Raw genomic sequence first — 17410 nt, forward strand, 5'->3', positions numbered from 1 at the left:
ACCCATCCCCCATAAACCTCTCTCGCATTAATCTTCGTATCTCCCTGCTTTGTCTAACCCTGTAAATTGGAAATTCTGTGTTCAATTCGACGCAGATATGCGTCATCCGGGCCAACGTCCCAAAAAGACAAGCGGGCTAATATCCAGCATAGAGGTGTAAATATGAAAAAAACAGCCAAGATAATTGCCGGCTCATGAACACCTGAATGACAAAAATAACAGGAGCTTTACACATGATAGGTACTCACCGCTTTGCCCTGCGGGCACTATCCTTTGCTATTGCCACTGCCGGCCTGTCCGTTAATGCCCACGCTAGCATGGGCAATCTCGCTACCAGCTACGGCCTCCTTCCCATGGACATTGCGTCCGCCCAAGGCCTTTCCATGTTTAACGAACAGGCCTCAGCTACCTATTACAATCCGTCTTTTCTGACGTCAGACGAGAGAGGAGAAATGACCGCTGGCATTCTTCACTCCGAACAAGAGCTCAGAGCGTCTAGGTCCGACGCTACGGGCGATGTACTCGCCGACTCGCCGTCACAACATGTTTTACTCGGATTCAAGACCAACCTCAGCTCCTTAACCAGAGCCGAACGTCCTATTTATCTCGGGTTAATGCTTGGTGTTGAAAAGTATGGTAAAGAAATGCTCGCGTTCCGTTCGGAAACGTCTGATCAGGGCCAATTTTTACAGTTTGGAAAAGAACCACTGTTCCTGAATGTTGGTGGTGCAACCGAAGTAATCGACGGTTTAGCCGTCGGCGCATCCGCAAGGGTTACACTTGAAGCTTCCGCCAATTTGCAGGCGGTCTCTACCCTTGGCGGCGAAACGTCGAAAGAAAAGCTGTCTGTTAACGCTGAGCCATCCCTAAAAGCTATATTGGGTACGACAATCACCCCCTCGAAACTTTTCTGCAATGACGACTGCATTCTTGACGGGTGGGAGCTGGCTCTGGCTTACCGCACGAAATCTGCAGCCTCCACGGCTGTAGACGCTAACGTCATAGTAAACCAAACAATTCCCGACCCTGGCTTAACAATAGCAGTAGCGACTATAGATTCTTTTCAGCCTGAAACTTTTTCAATGGGCTTGCAATACAAAGGCGATGGCTGGCGCATAGCTGGATCTTTAGAACAACAAAGGTGGTCTGAATTGGAAGATGAGTTCAAAGGGGACTCGATCAAGGATCAGGCTGAGCTATCTCCGAGCCAGAGAATTAAATTTGACGATATTCTGATCCCACGCATCGGTTTGGAGTATCAACTCAGCAGGAACTTCATAGTTACAAGTGGTGTGGCCTACGAAGAGTCGCCCCTGAGCACAGACCGCAACCCTGACCTCAATTACTTCGACACCGATAGAGCTGTCTTCGGTTTGGGCTTAACCGCCATCTACGAGCGCACTCGAATTCTCGCATTCCCGGTCAGGCTGGACTTAGGGTACCAATACCAACGATTGCTGGAACGCGATTTTACACTTGTTTCTGAAGACTCTGCGGGCAACACAACGGACGTCCCCGTGACCGCAGATGGGGACATACATGTTGTAAGTGCCTCCCTCACGCTTAAATTTTAGAGGAGACGGTGACATGAACAAAAATCTCATACCGCTCGGTTTCATCATTGCAATCACTGGCTGTGGAGGCGACGGTGATCGCCAAACACTCATTACACCGGTTGACCCCCAGAGCGGAGAACCGATCACCGGTCCCGCCACTCTGGTTTACTCCTATCCAGCCGACGGGCAACGAAATGTCAGTCCGATTTCTGACCTTATCCTACGCTTCAACACGCCAGTTAACATCAGCTCTGTCAATTCAAGTGTTGTCCTGTCTGGCCCGGAGGGCCAAACTGAAATCAAAGCTCGCGCCGTTGATGGCGGCCGTAGCATTGTATTAGATCCGATAAAAAACCTAGAGTTGGGCACTGAATACGATGTTAGCTTTTCGTCTCCTCTGGAGACGGCGGATGGGCGTTTAATTTCGAATCCAACCAGTACTGCAAACACACAACCGGGAATTCAGTTTACAACGCGGGGGGGCTTTTCAGGCGTCAAGGCGCTCGATACGACCTCACCAGCGTTCGAAATTGCCAACATTATCCCAAGGGCTAACACCCCCTTCCAGCCCTCAGACTTGTCTGCTTTTAGACTGGAACTAACGCAGCCTGTAGATCCGCAATGGAAAGATCTGGGCGGCCAGATCCGTTTACTTGATGCCAATGGCAACGTTGTTCCATCAGAAGTTCTTGTTAAAGATCGCAGAATTACGTTGGACCCCTGCACAACAGGAAATCCCTCGACTTGCGGATCTCCCGAGGACAAGCTCTTACCGGGGGGAAACTACACACTTTCAATCTCAAACTTACCCTCCACCACCGGGGAGCGTCTCACAGCTCAAGAATTATTTTCCGCACGTGCTTCGGAGCCGACCGCAGTGCAGTTCCAGAATGCGACGAATCCTGCCTTGCTCGCTGGAAATGCCACGTCAAAACTTAACGGTCAGGCAATCAATGGCGTCATCTTGAATTCTGTGCTTCAAGGTGTGACAGATCAGTCGACGTCTCTCGGAGGGTTATTCACCGAGCTGGCTTTCGCTCCCAGCTTCGGTGCTGACGAGGCATTGCCACTAAGAATACCTCGCGGAAGTCGTCTTACCGGCAGCTCACTACCCGTGCGGGTGAACGGTACAGTTGCGATCATCGACCAGCAAACTGGTGAGCTTCAGCAAACCGGTGACATAAACGTCGTGATGGTGTCTGATGCAACTGGATATCTTTTGCCCAACCCCTACACTCAAGACCAAAATGCGCCGCGTCACGTTCGACTGTTTATGGATGTGGCAATGAATACCGAGGCCGCGCAGCCCAATGCATCACTCTCCCAAGACCTACTCCATGTAGAGCTCGTCGGTATCGCACTGGTCGAGGACGGCATCTTGACCATAGACGCAATAGGGATCGTCGAACCGAACCTACTTGGTCAGGAGGTAACGAACTCGACGATTGCTTTTCAAATCCAGGCCGACACATCTGTCGACACTCAACTTCAAGCATTAGAAACCAGGCTGTTCGATAATTCGGGACCTCGCTTAGTGAGCTGGCTACCGGGCGATGACGAAACATTTCCTGGTAACAGGGATCAAATGCAACGCCCAGGAGATCCTGTCATTCTGAACTTTGACGAACCGCTGCTCCCAAGCACGGTTGAAGCAGGCGTGGTTTTGCTCAAGAACAATGGTGAGGTTGTCGAGACTCGTATACAAGCCGATGGGACAACTGTGTCCGTTAATCCGCTCGGAGGTCTTGAACATGGCGTACCCTACACCGTTCTGGTGACCTCTGACCTAACAGACCTCGCGGGCAATGGAAGTTCGTCACTGGCACTCAATTTCGAACTCCCCGACCTCGGTGGCTCTGACGTCCCTGTGGTCTCGCCCATTCCACTGACTACCTATCCAGGTTATCCCTGCGTGACCACGGATGTGAATTTTGAGCAGCGGACACATGGCCAGTGTCTCGATGCCGCTCCGGATGGTCCACGAGGTCAGGTACTACCGATTTCACCTATGCCAGCAGACCGTCCTATCGTGGTGGTTTTCTCTCAGTCTATGGACCCGAACACTGTACGTCTCGGAGAAACCTTTAAGGTTCACAAACTGAGTGAAACCGGAGAGCCTACCGAAGAAGTGAGTGGTCGCCTCGAATTCAGCAATCAGCGAATTCGTTTCTTTCCTGATAGGCCGTGGGAAGATAGCTTTTATCGTTACCAGCTGGTGAGTCGCGACGGCCCCTGCGAAGGTGAAGAGGCAATCTGTTCCGAGCTTGGCATGCCTTTCAAAGCAGATTTGCTGGTCGACCCTTCCTCCGTCGGCGGTCCGAATCTGGACATTGTTTTCCGCGGTTCAGAACCGACTGCCTCGGTTTACACTCCACTCCGCAATCTTCCAGTTAGAGACACCAACTCCAACTATGTGGTTGATTGCGATACGCTGGCTGGCACAGATTGCCTGGAGCCATTCAATCATGAGCTAGTCCCAGGCGATAGCTCTGAATTCGCACCCTCTGCCAACTCCGCCAAACTCTTGGTGAGAGGTAGCAGTGCGTCAGTACTCGGAGCCCCGGTACCCGCCAATGTTGGCTGCACACCAGGAACAACATGCCCGGAAAACAAATTTATTTATCAAACGTTTGCTCTGAACACCGACGTTGTTGGACCCGTGACGCCAGAGCCGGCAACCGGTCCTGAAGTGGATGTCATCCTATACCCGACTCAACTGGCGGCCACCAGCGCCAGCGTGTTCCTGGCAGCGTTGGGTGAGCAGGCGACTGGTACAACCATTTTGCGAATGAAATACCAAGAGCCCTCTGAGGACAATCCTTTTGGCTTCCTGAAAGGGCAGATCTTTGAGGACGAGAAAGGCGAAACGCGCTTCAGAACCGTTGCACCATTGACCCTTGATGCCCCCAATTTAAGCCTGCCGGCAGCTCAGTTACTTAACCATGATCTTTACAGCAAAGACATTGAACTGCATCTTGAAGGACCGATCACATTTTTTGATGATGGTCGCATGCAAGTATCCCTAATTTCGCAGAAAGCTGTAGATCTGGACGTCAACGTAAATTTAAGGATTCCACTTCTCAGCGACTTGCCTTTGCTTGGTGATCTGGTTGACGTAATCAACGGTCTAGGTGCCGGCGCTGGCAACATAGTCAGTTCACTTGCATGCTTCATCGATCCAAACTGCGATGAACCGGCTGTTGCCGAAGGCCCAGTTATAATCCCGCTCCAAATTCCAGAGGGTGGCGTAAACCTTAACTTTATCTCTTTCCCAATAAAGCAGGTGCCAGAAACGCATCGTCTTGATCCCTAGGAGACTCTGACCTAGCCCTTTTCAACAAGTAACCACGGCCATGCTGAGACAGCATGGCCTTTTTCTTTGCGGCACTAACCCTATTCTTTCACCTCGCAGCCATTTCCTGATAATCTGGTTGCAACTTGAAACCTAAAACAACAATTCCGGGAGAGCCCCATGCAAAACGGCACACACTACCGTACCTGTCATCTTTGTGAGGCCATGTGTGGCGTCGCGATTGAGGTTCAGGATGGCAAGATTGCCTTCATCAAGGGCGACGAGCAGGACCCGCTCAGCCAGGGCCATATATGCCCGAAAGCGGTTGCCTTGCAGGATTTGCATGAGGATGCCGAACGCCTGCGCAAGCCAATCCGCAAAACCGCCGACGGTTGGCAGGAGATCTCCTGGGATGACGCCTTTGACCTGGTAGCCGAGCGGCTGACCGATATTCGCAAGCGCCATGGCCGCAACAGCATTGGCGTGTACCTGGGCAACCCCAACGTACATAACCACGGCACCCTGATGACCACCATGCCGTTCTTGCATGCCATTGGCACCCAAAACCGCTTCTCTGCCACTTCCAACGACCAGCTACCTCACATGCTCGCCAGCCTGGAAATGTTCGGGCATCAGATACTGTTCCCGATTCCGGACATCGACAATACCGACCTGTTCATCTGCATTGGCGGCAATCCGATGGCCTCCAATGGCAGCCTGATGACGGTGCCGGACGTACGCGGGCGGATAAAAGCCCTGAAACAGCGTGGCGGCAAGCTGGTTGTGATCGACCCCCGCCGCACGGAAACCGCCAAGCTCGCGGACCAGTTCCACTTTGTTCGCCCCGGCACCGATGCCCTGCTGCTGATGGCCATGGTACATACCCTGTTTGCGGAGAACCTGGTTAACGCCGGCGCAGCCGAGCGGCTGGTGAAAGACATGGACCTGCTGCGGTTGGCGGCGCTTGGCTTCAGCCCGGAATCGGTCGCAGAAGCCACGGGCATTGCCGCAGACGACATTCGCCAGCTGGCCCGGGATCTGGCGAACACCCGCAAGGCTGCCCTGTATACCCGAATGGGTACCAGCACCCAGGCGTTCGGTGCCACCACCACTTGGCTGGCCTACTGCCTCAACATCCTGACCGGCAAACTGGATATTCCCGGCGGTGTTCTGTTTACCCAACCCGCTGTTGACCTGGTGGCACTGGGGGCCTTGTCTGGCCAGAATGGCCACTTCGCCAAGCGGCACAGCCGGGTTCGCGGGCTGCCGGAGTTTGCCGGCGAGTACCCGGCCAGCACCATGGCTGATGAAATGCTCACCCCCGGTGATGGGCAGATTCGTGCATTCGTGACCGTGGCCGGGAACCCGGTTCTGTCGAATCCTAATGGACAACGGCTGGATGAGGCCCTCGAAGGTCTCGAGTTTATGGTGTCGGTGGATTACTACCTGAACGAAACCACCCGCCACGCCGACGTGATACTGCCGCCCACCGCCGCGCTTGAGCGCAGCCATTACGATCTGATTTTCAGTATGTTTGCGGTTCGCAACGTGGCCAAATACAGCGAAGCCCTGTTTGAACCTGTACCAGACGCTCGCCACGACTGGCAGATTCTTCTGGAACTGGCCCATCGCTTGGAGAAAGCTCGCAAAGGCGGTCGTTTGCCACTGCGCTCTGAGCTGGGCTGGAAGGCATTCAAAGCCTTGGGGCCAGACCCGATTCTGGACGCCCTGCTGCGCACCGGCCCCTACGGCGCCAACCTGGGCAAGGCAGGCAAGCTCGTCCAGCCGGCACTGGACCTGGCCATGGACAGCTTGCCCAAGCGCCACCCCCTGAAAGGCCTGGCCAAACTCAGCCCCCTGAATCGGCGCTGGCAGGAGTTACCCAAAGGTTTGTCATTGTCCTTTCTGAAAGACTATCCCAGCGGCGTTGATCTTGGCCCCCTGCAACCCTCGCTGCCAGAGCGCCTGTATACCCGGGATGGCAAGATACAGCTGGCACCACGCCGATATCTTGCCGATGTAGAACGGCTGAAAGCCTTGCTGGAGCCCTGCAAAGCCGATGACTTGCAGCTGATCGGCCGGCGCCATGTGCGCAGCAATAACTCCTGGATGCACAACAGTCAGCGACTGGTGAAGGGCAAAAGCCGCTGCACACTGATGATGCACCCAGTGGATGCCGAAACCCGTGGGCTGACCGACGGCCAGCAGGCGGAAATCGGCTCCGGCGGCCGATCAGTGGTCCTGCCGGTGGAAGTGACCGAAGATATTATGCCCGGCGTGGTGTCCATCCCCCATGGCTGGGGTCATCATCGCCCGGGCACCGGCCAGTCCACGGCGGCGGCCCATGCTGGCGCCAGCATCAATGACGTGCTGAACGACGCAGATGTGGACCCGGTTTCCGGCACATCCGTGTTAAATGGGCAGGTAGTGAGTGTCAAAGTCTGGCAAACTGAGGCGCAACTCAAGCAGGCCTGACACATTCACCACAGGGAGACACATCATGCCCAGAGGGCTCCAACTGGTCATCATCGTTATTGGCCTGGTGGCCATAGGCATTCTGCTGTTCTACATCTGGCGCCAGGCCAGGGCGATCTCGGAACACCGGTTGCGCCAGAAAAAGTCGGAGGAGTTTCGGGCCAAGCGCCGGGACGAGATGATTGAGAGCATCCGGATTATTGCAATGGCGGTGGAGGAAGACCAGGTGGAGTACTCCGAGGCTTGCCTGCGACTCAAGGGCTTGCTGGACCACGTTGCCCCGGACCTGCTGGAAAAATCACCTTTCCGGGTGTTTCAGGAGGTTCACGACAAGATTCAGCACATGCCGACTCATCGGGCCCGGCAGGCCACTGACACCCGCTTTGTCGAGAAAATGGATAAAGAACGCCATGCCGTCGAACAGGCCCATTCAGACGAGGTGCGCCGGGCAGCAACCGCCATACGGCACCATCGTTTCGATTGATCGGCGCCTATTTTGTAATTTTTTGTAACGGATGGCCGGGCGCCCAGAGAAATATAGCAAAGCAAATCAATAGTTTTGCTTTCCGTGCAAACCTGACGTTGCGCTCATGGATTGCGAAGCAGCGTTTGGTGCTTTCCTTTTCCAGTAGCTTGTCTAACTTTAAACAAGGACGCTGCCCCCACGCATCCGGGGCAGAAACCTGTGTTGTTGTCTCCTGATAAGTTTGGGCGACTCTGCAAAGCGGTTGAATTTGCCGGCCTTCCAAGGCCGGCTTTTTTACGAGCCTTGGCCCATCATGCCGGCCATGGCCATAATGCTGTCTTTGCTGTTGACCAGCTCATCGAACTGTTCCTCCACAGCCTCTCGATCCAGGCCCAACTCCTCATATACGGAAGCGTCAGCCAGCTTTCCTGCCCCCAGTGCAACCCCTCGTTCTGTCAGCAACTGACGCCCCAGCCAAAGCAATCGCGCGTAATCACTGTGGGGGCCATCGTAAGTGGGATTCTTTTGATACCGGATGGCCAGGGTTACTTCGTCGGGCATGCCCCAGTTTTCCATCAACTGGGCGGAGATTTGCTCACGGGTGATGCCCAGAAGGTAATGCTCGATCACGCTGGAATCGATATACGGGTTCACTTCCAGAGAGCGGCAAACCAGTTTGAAATGGGGAGGAAACACCTGGGCCAGTACCAGGTGGCCAAAGTTGTGCAACAGGCCAGCCAGATACGCCAGGCCAAACATCGGGCGCCGGCCCCTGGGCATCATACTCGCCAGAATGCCAGCCGATTGCGCCTGCCAGATAGCCTGCTGCCAGTAATCCACGTAGCCATCCGGATGGTCTTTCGGGTGTTTGAGTGCCCGCCCAAGGGCCAGGCCCATAGCAAGGTTCATCACCAGATCAAAGCCCAGCACCCGCGACACCGCATCGTGCACCGAGCGCACCTGCCCCGCCGCGGCATAAAACGAGGACGACGCCCAGCTTACTACCTGGGCTGCCAGGCTGGGATCGCTCTCTACCACATCCACAAGGTCGCCCATGACCGCGTTCGGGTTTACCCGAAGGTGAATAATGCGCTGAGCGGTCTCAGGCAGTGGCGGCAATTCCAGGGTATCCTCCAGCCGTTGCAGGATGCGCAGACCAGTAAATTTTTTCAGCGCAGAATGCAACTGGTCCCGATCAGCACCGTGATTGTCGAGATTCACAGAGATGGTGTCGGTATCCACCGCAAAGTCATGGCGTTCCGCCTTGGCGGTCAATTGGCGGAAATCCGCCGCTGGCATCATGATCGCCAGTTTCTGATCCGCCAATTCCAGGGCGACGGATTCCAGTTCATCCACCCTCCGGTCGATCACAGTCGGCCAGCCAGTTAACGATGGCAAGGCGGGCAACTCCTGTAATCCGGAGCGCTGGCGCACCCGGACCTGCTCGCGCCGCTGCATCATCCTCAGATCACGGCCAAGCTGTTTGTTCAGCACTTCCAGATCCAGCAAGTCATCCCGCCGGCAAATAGCCTGCAGATTACCTTCGCTGTCATTCAGCAGCACCATACGCAACAGGTGCTGCGGCTGAATCTGGTTCGCATTTCTCAGCGACACCCCTGCGGCGCTGTCGCCAAGCGCTTGCTGAACAGAAACAGGGAGCTCCATAACTTTCTCCAAAGAAGGTTTGATACCTATTTGGCTGCATTATGCAGCTAATTTCAAGCAAACTCTGGCAAAAAGTGGGCCAGGCCACAATGAGCCAACAGAGTATGGCCTCGGCCTCACACCTCGCCGTACCGAATATTCTCCCCGAGCCATCGCCTGATTAGAGCGGACACCACCGCTGGCTGTCGCATGAGCGCGGGCGCCATCGCTTTGACGGGTTCGATCCAGTCCTTGTCCCGTTCAAAATCCGCGAGCCTGAACTGCATCAAGCCCGTCTGGCGGGTACCCAGAACTTCACCCGGGCCACGAATCTCAAGGTCTTTTTCGGCAATAAAGAAACCATCTTGGCTGTCTCTGAGCGCCTGCAACCTTGCTTTTCCGTTATTCGACAACGGCGGGTGATACATCAACACACAGAAACTGGCCTGTTCCCCCCGGCCCACACGCCCCCGCAGCTGATGCAGTTGCGCCAGCCCAAGACGCTCCGGGTTCTCAATGATGATCAGCGACGCATTGGGTACATCAACTCCCACCTCAATCACGGTGGTGGCCACCAGCAAGTCCAGCTCGCCACTCTTGAACCGTTCCATTACGATGGCCTTATCTACGGCTTTGAGCCGACCATGGACCAATCCGATTTTCAGATCCGGCAATCGCTCCGCCAGTTCCTGCGCTGTCACCTCCGCAGCCTGACACTGTAGCGCTTCGGATTCCTCAATCAGCGTGCACACCCAATACGCCTGGCGGCCTTGACGGCAGGCGGTGCGCACCCGTTCAACAATATCATCACGGCGGGAATCCGGCAGCACAACGGTTTCTATCGGCTTCCGGCCGGGCGGCAGTTCGTCGATCACCGACGTGTCCAGGTCGGCGTAGGCACTCATGGCCAGGGTTCGGGGGATCGGTGTTGCGGTCATGATCAACTGATGCGGGGCCAACTGACCGCCGACGCCTTTCTCGCGAAGCGCCAGGCGCTGGTGCACACCAAACCGGTGTTGCTCGTCAACAATCACCAGGGCCAGGCGCTGGAACTGAACCTCGTCCTGGAACAGCGCATGGGTACCGATGGCCACCTGCGCCTGGCCGGAAGCAACCGCTGCCAGAGCCTCCTGCCGGGCCTTGCCCTTTACCTTGCCAGACAACCAGGCGAGTTCAATCCCTAAAGGGGCAAGCCAGCCCCGGAAGTTCCGGTAATGCTGCTCGGCCAGAATCTCCGTCGGTGCCATCAGGGCTACCTGAGCGCCCGAGCCAATGGCTTGTAGCGCTGCCAGAGCTGCCACCACGGTTTTTCCGGAACCAACATCGCCCTGAACCAGGCGCAGCATGGGCACCGGCTGACTGAGGTCTTGCCGGATCTCCTTCATCACCTGCTTCTGGGCGCCAGTCAGGCTGAACGGCAGTTGGTCAAGGAACTGCTCCGGCAAGTCACCGGTCGGCAACAGTGGGAGCGCCGCCCGGGCCTGAATCTGCTCACGCACCTGCAACAGGCTGAGTTGATGGGCCAGCAATTCCTCCATCACCAGGCGCTGCTGGGCCGGGTGCCGGCCCTCCATCAGCAAATGCACCGCCGCATCGGCAGGAGGAGAATGCACCAGTTTGACCGCGTCAGTAATACCAGGCAGTTGATAGTCTGATAACAGTGACGGCGGCAACCAGTCCTTGATCGGGAAACGGGCCAGGTAACCCAAGGCCTGCTGGCACAGGCCTCGCACCCGGGGCTGCTGAATGCCCTCGGTCAGCGGGTAGACCGGAGTCAGTGTCGCCTCACCGGCAGCTGCCATGGGTGGCGGATTAACCTGGTATTCGGGGTGATAGAACTCATAACCGGCCCGGCCGGGGCGAACCTCACCGAAACAACGAACCCGCGCGCCTTCAGTCAGCTGGTTTTTCTGGGCTGCGTTAAAGTGGAAGAACCGCATCACCAGAAAACCACTGTCATCCCGCAGGGTAACCTGAAGCGATCGACGGCGCCCCATTACCAGGTCGGCCTTCATGACTTCGCCTTCGACCACCGCCACGTCGCCGATGCGCAAACTGCCCATTGGGACAACGCGGGTTCGGTCTTCGTAACGATAAGGCAGATGAAACAGGAGGTCCTGAATGGAATGGATACCCAGCTTGGCAAGCGTTCCCGCGAGGGCGCTTCCTACGCCCTTGAGCTGGGTAACGGAAATGTCGTCCAGTGACGTCATAACAGCCCTCAGGCGCGCTCAGCAACCACCGGCGTTGCCGTTTTCGCCTTCTCCATTACGCGGCACTGGCTGGCCGCCAGCGACAACACATCAATGGCTTTCGGGCGGGGGAAGGTTACGCGCCAGGCCAGGGCGACTGTGCGGAAGGGTACCGGCGGCGCAAACGGGCGCACCGCCAGGATATCTTCCTGGTATTTGATGGCGGTGGCGGCAGACAGGGGTAACACGGTGATCCCTAACCCTGAAGCCACCATGTGCCTTATGGTTTCCAAAGAACTACCTTCAGTAACCAGTTCAGGTTGGCCGTTATCAGTGCGCTTGGTGATGGCATCAACCAATGGCGGGCAGGATTCCAGCACCTGGTCCCGGAAACAGTGGCCCGGCCCTAACAACAGAAGCTGCTCCTTGGACATCTCTTCCGCCGTGATCTGGTCTTTCGCCGTCAGCGCGTGGTCGGCCGGTAGCAACACCACGAAGGGTTCATCATACAGCGGCAGCGTGACCACCTCCGGCTCTTCAAATGGCAAGGCGATGATGATGGCATCGAGATCGGAATGCCGGAGTTTCTGGCGCAGGTTGGCGGTGTAGTTCTCTTCTATATAGAGCGGCATTTCCGGCGCGGCGCGGCGCAACTCCGGCAACAGGTGCGGGAACAGATAGGGACCAATGGTGTAGATGGCACCCACCTTAAGCGGCGAGTTGAGCTGATTCTTGCCGTCCTGGGCCATGTCCTTGATGACACCCACCTGGTCCAGAACCCGCTGGGCCTGTTCGATAATCCGCTGGCCCACTTCAGTGACGCGGATACTGCTTTTGCTCCGCTCAAACAACGGAATGCCGAGCTCATCTTCCAGCTTTTTAACCGCCACACTCAACGTGGGCTGACTGACGTGACAACGCTCTGCCGCGCGGCCAAAATGCCTTTCCCGGGCAAGCGTAACGACGTATCGTAACTCGGTGAGTGTCATGGTGAGCTCCGGTCACAGGGTGCAGGTCGAAGTTTCACATACTTTATCAGCGAAAGCATAAGGATTGAAATTGTCTATGGCAATGATGGATCGCAAATATTCAACGCGAATCCTGGTGGCGGGCTGCGGCAAGCTGGGTGGCGACATCGCCTCCTTGCTGGCGAAGACGGCTGACGTGTGCGGCTTGCGCCGGAACCCACACAAGGTACCGCCCGGAGTTACAGGTATAGGTGCCGACCTGACCCGGCCAGATACACTGAAAGGCCAACTGCCAGAAAATCTTGATGTGGTGATTTACTGCCTGACACCATCAAGCTACGACGAACCGGGTTACCGGGATGCCTACGTCACCGGACTACAGAACCTGATCAACACCCTGGGTCCGAATAAATTAACCAGACTCCTGTTCATCAGCAGCACCAGCGTGTACGCCCAGAACGACAACAGCTGGGTGGATGAACACAGTGAGGCCAGGCCAGACCGCTTCACCGGGCAACTCATTCTCGAAGGCGAACAGACCGCCCTGAACAGTATTCACCCGGCCACCGTGGTCCGGTTCAGCGGTATTTACGGCCACAGCCGGCAACGCTTTCTGGAGGAGGTTCTTGAAGGGCGAATGAACCCAGAGCCCCCTGCCCCGTTCAGCAACCGGATTCACGAGCAGGATGCGGCCCGGGCGGTCGCCTGGCTGACAGAAAAAGCCATGAAGGGAGAACCACTGGACGATCTCTACATTGGTAGTGATTGCGAGCCGGTGCGGCTGGATGACGTGGTAGCGTGGGTTCGGCAGCAGGTGCCGTGTAAAGATCCGGTGGAGGGTGCCCGTAAGGGCGGCAGAGCCGGCAGCAAGCGATGCAGTAATCAGCGCCTGCTGGCCACCGGCTTTGAGTTCCGGTACCCCGATTACAAGGCAGGATACCGGGAACTCATCGACGGCCTCAGCTGAGCACCATCACGGCTTCCATTTCCACAGGCACACCTTTCGGCAACGCTGCCACGCCCACGGCAGCCCGTGCCGGGTAAGGTTCCTGGAAATAGGTCGCCATGATTTCATTCACGGTGGCAAAGTTGGCCAGGTCGGTCATGTAAATGTTCAGTTTGACGATGTCTTTCAGCTCACCGCCTGCGGCCTCGCACACGGCCTTCAGGTTTTCAAACACCTGGCGGGTCTTGGCGGCGAAGTCACCTGCGACCACTTCCATGGTTTCCGGGTCCAGCGGAATCTGGCCAGACAAATACACGGTGTCCCCGGCTTTCACCGCCTGGGAATATGTACCAATCGCCTGAGGGGCGTTTTCAGTCTGGATGACAGATTTGTTGGTCATGACCTGTAATTTCCTCTCGTTCAAAACGCCAATCGTCACCCTTCGCCGTGGCCACTGTCAACCATACCTCGGTCTGGTCAGTGGCGAACCCGACTGATGTGGGTCACCGCCCGAATGTTGCGCACCCGGCGCATCACCCGTGCCAGGTGTTTACGGCCATTCACGTGAACCACCAGGCTGACAATACCAAACTTGGCATTCTGCTCTTCCACGTTAATCCGCTCGATGTTGCCATCGGCCATGGCAACGGCGTTGGCCATTTCTGCAATCACACCGCGCTGACGCTCCAGCTCTACGCGCAGCTCCACTGAGAACTCATCGGTGATGTCTTTGGCCCATTTCAGGTGGGTCAGGCGGGCACGGCCTTCGTCGTCTTCCGGCAGACGGGAGCAAGTGTCGGAATGAATGACCATGCCGTTGCCAGAATCCATCATGCCGACCACCGGGTCGCCCGGAATCGGCTTGCAGCAGTTGGCAAAGCGCACCAGCATGCCTTCGGTACCGCGAATGGTCACCGCGCCCTGTTTGTCGACCTCCACACTCTCCAGATTGGCCGGACCATCCAGCGCTTCGTTGCCAGATACCAGCTGCCGCGCCACCAGGTAGGCCATGCGATTGCCCAGCCCGATATCGCCGATCAGGTCATCAAAACTGTTGACTTGATTGTGGTTCACCACAGCCTGTTTCTGGGCATCGCTGATGTCAGCCAGTTTTGCACCGAATCCTTTCAGGGACTTCTTCAGCAGGGTTCTGCCCAGCTCGATGGACTCTGCCCGCTTGCGGGTTTTCAACACATGTCGAATGCTGCTTCGGGCCTTACCGGTGACCACAAAGCTCAACCATGCGGGGTTCGGCTTGGCGCCGGGCGCAGTGATGATCTCGACGGTCTGACCACTTTGCAGCGGCTGGCTCAGGGAGGCGAGGTTGCGGTTGATCCGGCAGGCAACCGCAGCGTTACCGATATCGGTGTGAATGGCGTAGGCAAAGTCAACCGATGTGGCGCCGCTGGGCAATTCCATGATGCGCCCTTTGGGCGTGAACACGTAGATCTCGTCAGGGAACAGGTCAACCTTTACGTGCTCGATGAACTCCATGGAGTCATCCGCCCGCTCCCGCATTTCCATCAACCCTTTCACCCATCGATCAACCCTGGACTGATTGATGCTGGTGACTCCGGAATCGTCGGTTTTATACATCCAGTGCGCGGCGATACCGTTATTGGCGATGTGCTCCATTTCCTCGGTGCGGATCTGGATTTCGATGTTCACGTGCATGCCGAACAGTGTTGTGTGCAACGACTGGTAGCCGTTGGCCTTGGGCATGGCAATATAGTCTTTGAAGCGGCCCGGCAGCGGCTTGTAGAGGCTGTGCACGGCACCCAGAATGCGGTAACAATCGTCTTCCGTGTCTGTGATGATCCGAAACGCATAGACATCCATGATTTCATGGAAGGATTTCTGTTTGAACTTCATCTTGTTGTAGATGGAGTTCAGGTGTTTCTCCCGGCCCTGAATGCGCCCGGGCAAACCCCGTTCTTCCAGTTTCTCCTGCAGCTTGCCCCGAATCTCATCAATGATCTCTCGATGACTACCCCGCAGCTTGTCCACCGCCTTGGAAATGTACTTGGACCGCATTGGGTACAGCGAGGAGAAGCCAAGATCTTCCAGTTCTGTGGAGATGGCATGCATCCCGAGCCGGTTCGCAATCGGGGCATAGATATCCAGGGTTTCGGTGGCAATGCGCTGGCGCTTTTCATAGGGCATCGGCCCCAACGTGCGCATGTTGTGCAGGCGGTCTGCCAGTTTGACCAGGATTACCCGGATATCCTTGGCCATGGCCAGGGTCATTTTCTGGAAGTTCTCGGCCTGGGCTTCGGCTCGGGAGCGGAATTCAATCTGGGTCAGTTTTGAGACACCATCCACCAGCTCGGCGACATCTTCACCAAACTGTTCTGTCAGCGCGTCTTTGGGGATTCCAGTGTCTTCGATAACGTCATGGAGCATGGCCGCCATCAGGCTTTGATGGTCCAGTCTCAGCTCGGCAAGGATGTGGGCTACGGCCAGAGGGTGGGTAATGTAACGGTCGCCACTTTTACGCATCTGCCCTTCATGGGCCTGCTCCGCGTAATAGTAAGCCCTTCGCACCTGATTGATGCGACTGGTATCCAGATACGAACTGAGCTCTTTCGCCAGTTCTTCAACCGTTGCCTCTTCCGACACCGCGCCTCCAGTGTTCTCTGTTCGCCAGGGACAAAAAAGCCCGAATGCATGCATCCGGGCCTTCCCTTGTCCTTCCAGCAAGTTTATATAGCTACACTATAAAACTGCGGTGACAGATTTCAATGGGTCTCAATCGCTGGCAGGTAAATCTACACACTCCTGCCGGCGATTTTACTCGTCGTCGTCTTCGGTCAGCAGATCGCGAGTAACTTTACCTTCGGCAATTTCACGCAGGGCGATAACCGTCGGCTTGTCATTCTCTTCAGCAACCATAGGCTCTGAACCTTTGGTGGCAATCTGGCGGGCGCGCTTGGTGGCCAGCATGACCAGCTGGAAGCGGTTATCAACGTTTTCCAGACAATCTTCAACGGTAACTCGTGCCATTATCTTCCCCGACAAAAAGAATCACTGATTTAGCAGACCGCGTAGTCTACTGCCCCCGGCTCAATTTGTATACAGGTAAAACCAGATTCAGTCCCGACTGACAAGACCCGCCAGCAGTTTGCCGTGACGCAACTGTTGCACCGACATTTTCAGCCGCTGGGCGCGGGTGATGGCCAGCAGGTCGGACAATGCCACGCCGAAATCGTCGTTTACCACCAGGTAGTCAAACTCGGCAGCGTGCCGGCATTCTTCTTCCGCCTCTGCCAACCGGCGCTCAATCACCTCCGGCGCATCGGTGCCGCGGCCAATCAGGCGCTCACGCAGCACCTCCGCGGAGGGCGGCACAATAAAGATACTGACGCACTCGGGAACCAGGCGGCGAACTTGCTCGGCACCCTGCCAGTCAATTTCCAGGATGACATCCTGACCTGTCGCGAGGGTCTCGCGGACCCACGCATGCGAGGTGCCGTAGTAATTACCGAAAACATCGGCATGCTCCAGGAAATCGCCCTCGGCAATCATCGCCTCGAACTCATCACGGCTGACGAAGTGGTAATTCACGCCGTCTTGCTCGCCGGTGCGCATGGGCCGGGTGGTGTGAGACACCGACACGCCCAGCTGCGAATCCTGACGGAGCATTTCCGCGACAAGGCTGGTTTTGCCCGCGCCCGAGGGAGCGGAAATTACAAACAGGGTACCCTGCTCACCGGCCTGGCTCATGGCTTACTGACTCCAAATACAGTTTGCGCAGCCCCAGGGGCCTGCGAGAAAACCGTGAATTATACGGGGTTTGACTTATATGCGCATCCCGAGCCGTGTTCTACTGATAATATAGCGCGTTAAACCCAGACACCGGGGCCATCAGCCC

Annotated in this window: 12 protein-coding genes; 5 read left to right on the forward strand and 7 right to left on the reverse strand. The window is 56.3% G+C overall.

What is annotated here, in order from left to right; translation table 11 throughout:
- Positions 1-206: 206 nt before the first annotated feature.
- The 4 genes from ACTZWX_RS04330 (at position 207) to ACTZWX_RS04345 (ending at position 7807) form a co-directional block, all read left to right on the forward strand.
- On the forward strand, positions 207-1574 hold the full coding sequence (locus ACTZWX_RS04330) for an outer membrane protein transport protein (protein ID WP_444712889.1): 1368 nt from the start codon (positions 207-209) through the stop codon (positions 1572-1574).
- A 13-nt stretch (positions 1575-1587) separates the two neighbouring features.
- Entirely contained in the window at positions 1588-4869 is a 3282-nt protein-coding gene (locus ACTZWX_RS04335) for an Ig-like domain-containing protein (protein ID WP_444712890.1), read from the forward strand.
- Positions 4870-5028: 159 nt separating this feature from the next.
- Positions 5029-7323 carry a molybdopterin oxidoreductase family protein gene (locus tag ACTZWX_RS04340; protein ID WP_444712891.1) on the forward strand — a complete coding sequence of 765 codons (2295 nt, stop codon included), beginning with the start codon at positions 5029-5031 and terminating at the stop codon, positions 7321-7323.
- A 25-nt stretch (positions 7324-7348) separates the two neighbouring features.
- Positions 7349-7807, forward strand: a complete 459-nt coding sequence (locus tag ACTZWX_RS04345; protein ID WP_152437218.1) for a DUF2489 domain-containing protein — start codon at positions 7349-7351, stop codon at positions 7805-7807.
- Positions 7808-8083: 276 nt separating this feature from the next.
- On the opposite strand, the gene ACTZWX_RS04350 is transcribed toward ACTZWX_RS04345, so the two are convergent.
- The 3 genes from ACTZWX_RS04350 to ACTZWX_RS04360 form a co-directional block, all read right to left on the reverse strand.
- Positions 8084-9454, reverse strand: a complete 1371-nt coding sequence (locus ACTZWX_RS04350; protein ID WP_444712892.1) for an HDOD domain-containing protein — start codon at positions 9452-9454, stop codon at positions 8084-8086.
- A 116-nt stretch (positions 9455-9570) separates the two neighbouring features.
- Entirely contained in the window at positions 9571-11646 is a 2076-nt protein-coding gene (gene recG, locus ACTZWX_RS04355) for an ATP-dependent DNA helicase RecG (protein WP_444712893.1), read from the reverse strand.
- Between the two features lie 8 nt (positions 11647-11654).
- The gene (locus ACTZWX_RS04360) at positions 11655-12614 is read right to left on the reverse strand and encodes a hydrogen peroxide-inducible genes activator (RefSeq protein WP_444712894.1); all 960 of its coding nucleotides are present in this window, start codon (positions 12612-12614) and stop codon (positions 11655-11657) included.
- 76 nt (positions 12615-12690) lie between these two features.
- Here ACTZWX_RS04360 and ACTZWX_RS04365 point away from each other — a divergent pair, with 76 nt between their 5' ends.
- Positions 12691-13560 (forward strand): sugar nucleotide-binding protein, encoded by an 870-nt coding sequence (locus tag ACTZWX_RS04365; RefSeq protein WP_444712895.1) that lies wholly within the window; start codon positions 12691-12693, stop codon positions 13558-13560.
- Here ACTZWX_RS04365 and ACTZWX_RS04370 read toward each other — a convergent pair.
- The 4 genes from ACTZWX_RS04370 to gmk all read right to left on the reverse strand — a co-directional run bounded on the left by ACTZWX_RS04370 (position 13553) and on the right by gmk (position 17262).
- Positions 13553-13939, reverse strand: coding sequence for a RidA family protein (locus ACTZWX_RS04370; protein ID WP_011784170.1), 387 nt, complete (start codon positions 13937-13939; stop codon positions 13553-13555). The two genes, ACTZWX_RS04365 and ACTZWX_RS04370, sit on opposite strands and share 8 nt — an antisense overlap.
- A 77-nt stretch (positions 13940-14016) precedes the next feature.
- Positions 14017-16158, reverse strand: a complete 2142-nt coding sequence (locus tag ACTZWX_RS04375; RefSeq protein WP_444712896.1) for a RelA/SpoT family protein — start codon at positions 16156-16158, stop codon at positions 14017-14019.
- A gap of 171 nt (positions 16159-16329) precedes the next feature.
- Positions 16330-16542: a DNA-directed RNA polymerase subunit omega gene (rpoZ, locus tag ACTZWX_RS04380; protein ID WP_058091993.1), complete on the reverse strand. Its 213-nt coding sequence runs from the start codon at positions 16540-16542 to the stop codon at positions 16330-16332.
- An 87-nt stretch (positions 16543-16629) separates the two neighbouring features.
- Entirely contained in the window at positions 16630-17262 is a 633-nt protein-coding gene (gene gmk, locus ACTZWX_RS04385; RefSeq protein WP_444712897.1) for a guanylate kinase, read from the reverse strand.
- Positions 17263-17410 lie beyond the last annotated feature (148 nt).

This window comes from Marinobacter sp. NSM (assembly GCF_052380025.1).
Taxonomy (GTDB): domain Bacteria; phylum Pseudomonadota; class Gammaproteobacteria; order Pseudomonadales; family Oleiphilaceae; genus Marinobacter.

Coding starts and splice junctions, on each gene's coding strand:
- rpoZ (WP_058091993.1), bottom strand. CDS start 16,542: ATGGCACGAGTTACCGTTGAAGATTGTCTGGAAAACGTTGATAACCGC.
- recG (WP_444712893.1), bottom strand. CDS start 11,646: ATGACGTCACTGGACGACATTTCCGTTACCCAGCTCAAGGGCGTAGGA.
- ACTZWX_RS04330 (WP_444712889.1), top strand. CDS start 207: ATGACAAAAATAACAGGAGCTTTACACATGATAGGTACTCACCGCTTT.
- ACTZWX_RS04350 (WP_444712892.1), bottom strand. CDS start 9,454: ATGGAGCTCCCTGTTTCTGTTCAGCAAGCGCTTGGCGACAGCGCCGCA.
- ACTZWX_RS04370 (WP_011784170.1), bottom strand. CDS start 13,939: ATGACCAACAAATCTGTCATCCAGACTGAAAACGCCCCTCAGGCGATT.
- gmk (WP_444712897.1), bottom strand. CDS start 17,262: ATGAGCCAGGCCGGTGAGCAGGGTACCCTGTTTGTAATTTCCGCTCCC.
- ACTZWX_RS04360 (WP_444712894.1), bottom strand. CDS start 12,614: ATGACACTCACCGAGTTACGATACGTCGTTACGCTTGCCCGGGAAAGG.
- ACTZWX_RS04335 (WP_444712890.1), top strand. CDS start 1,588: ATGAACAAAAATCTCATACCGCTCGGTTTCATCATTGCAATCACTGGC.
- ACTZWX_RS04365 (WP_444712895.1), top strand. CDS start 12,691: ATGGCAATGATGGATCGCAAATATTCAACGCGAATCCTGGTGGCGGGC.
- ACTZWX_RS04345 (WP_152437218.1), top strand. CDS start 7,349: ATGCCCAGAGGGCTCCAACTGGTCATCATCGTTATTGGCCTGGTGGCC.
- ACTZWX_RS04340 (WP_444712891.1), top strand. CDS start 5,029: ATGCAAAACGGCACACACTACCGTACCTGTCATCTTTGTGAGGCCATG.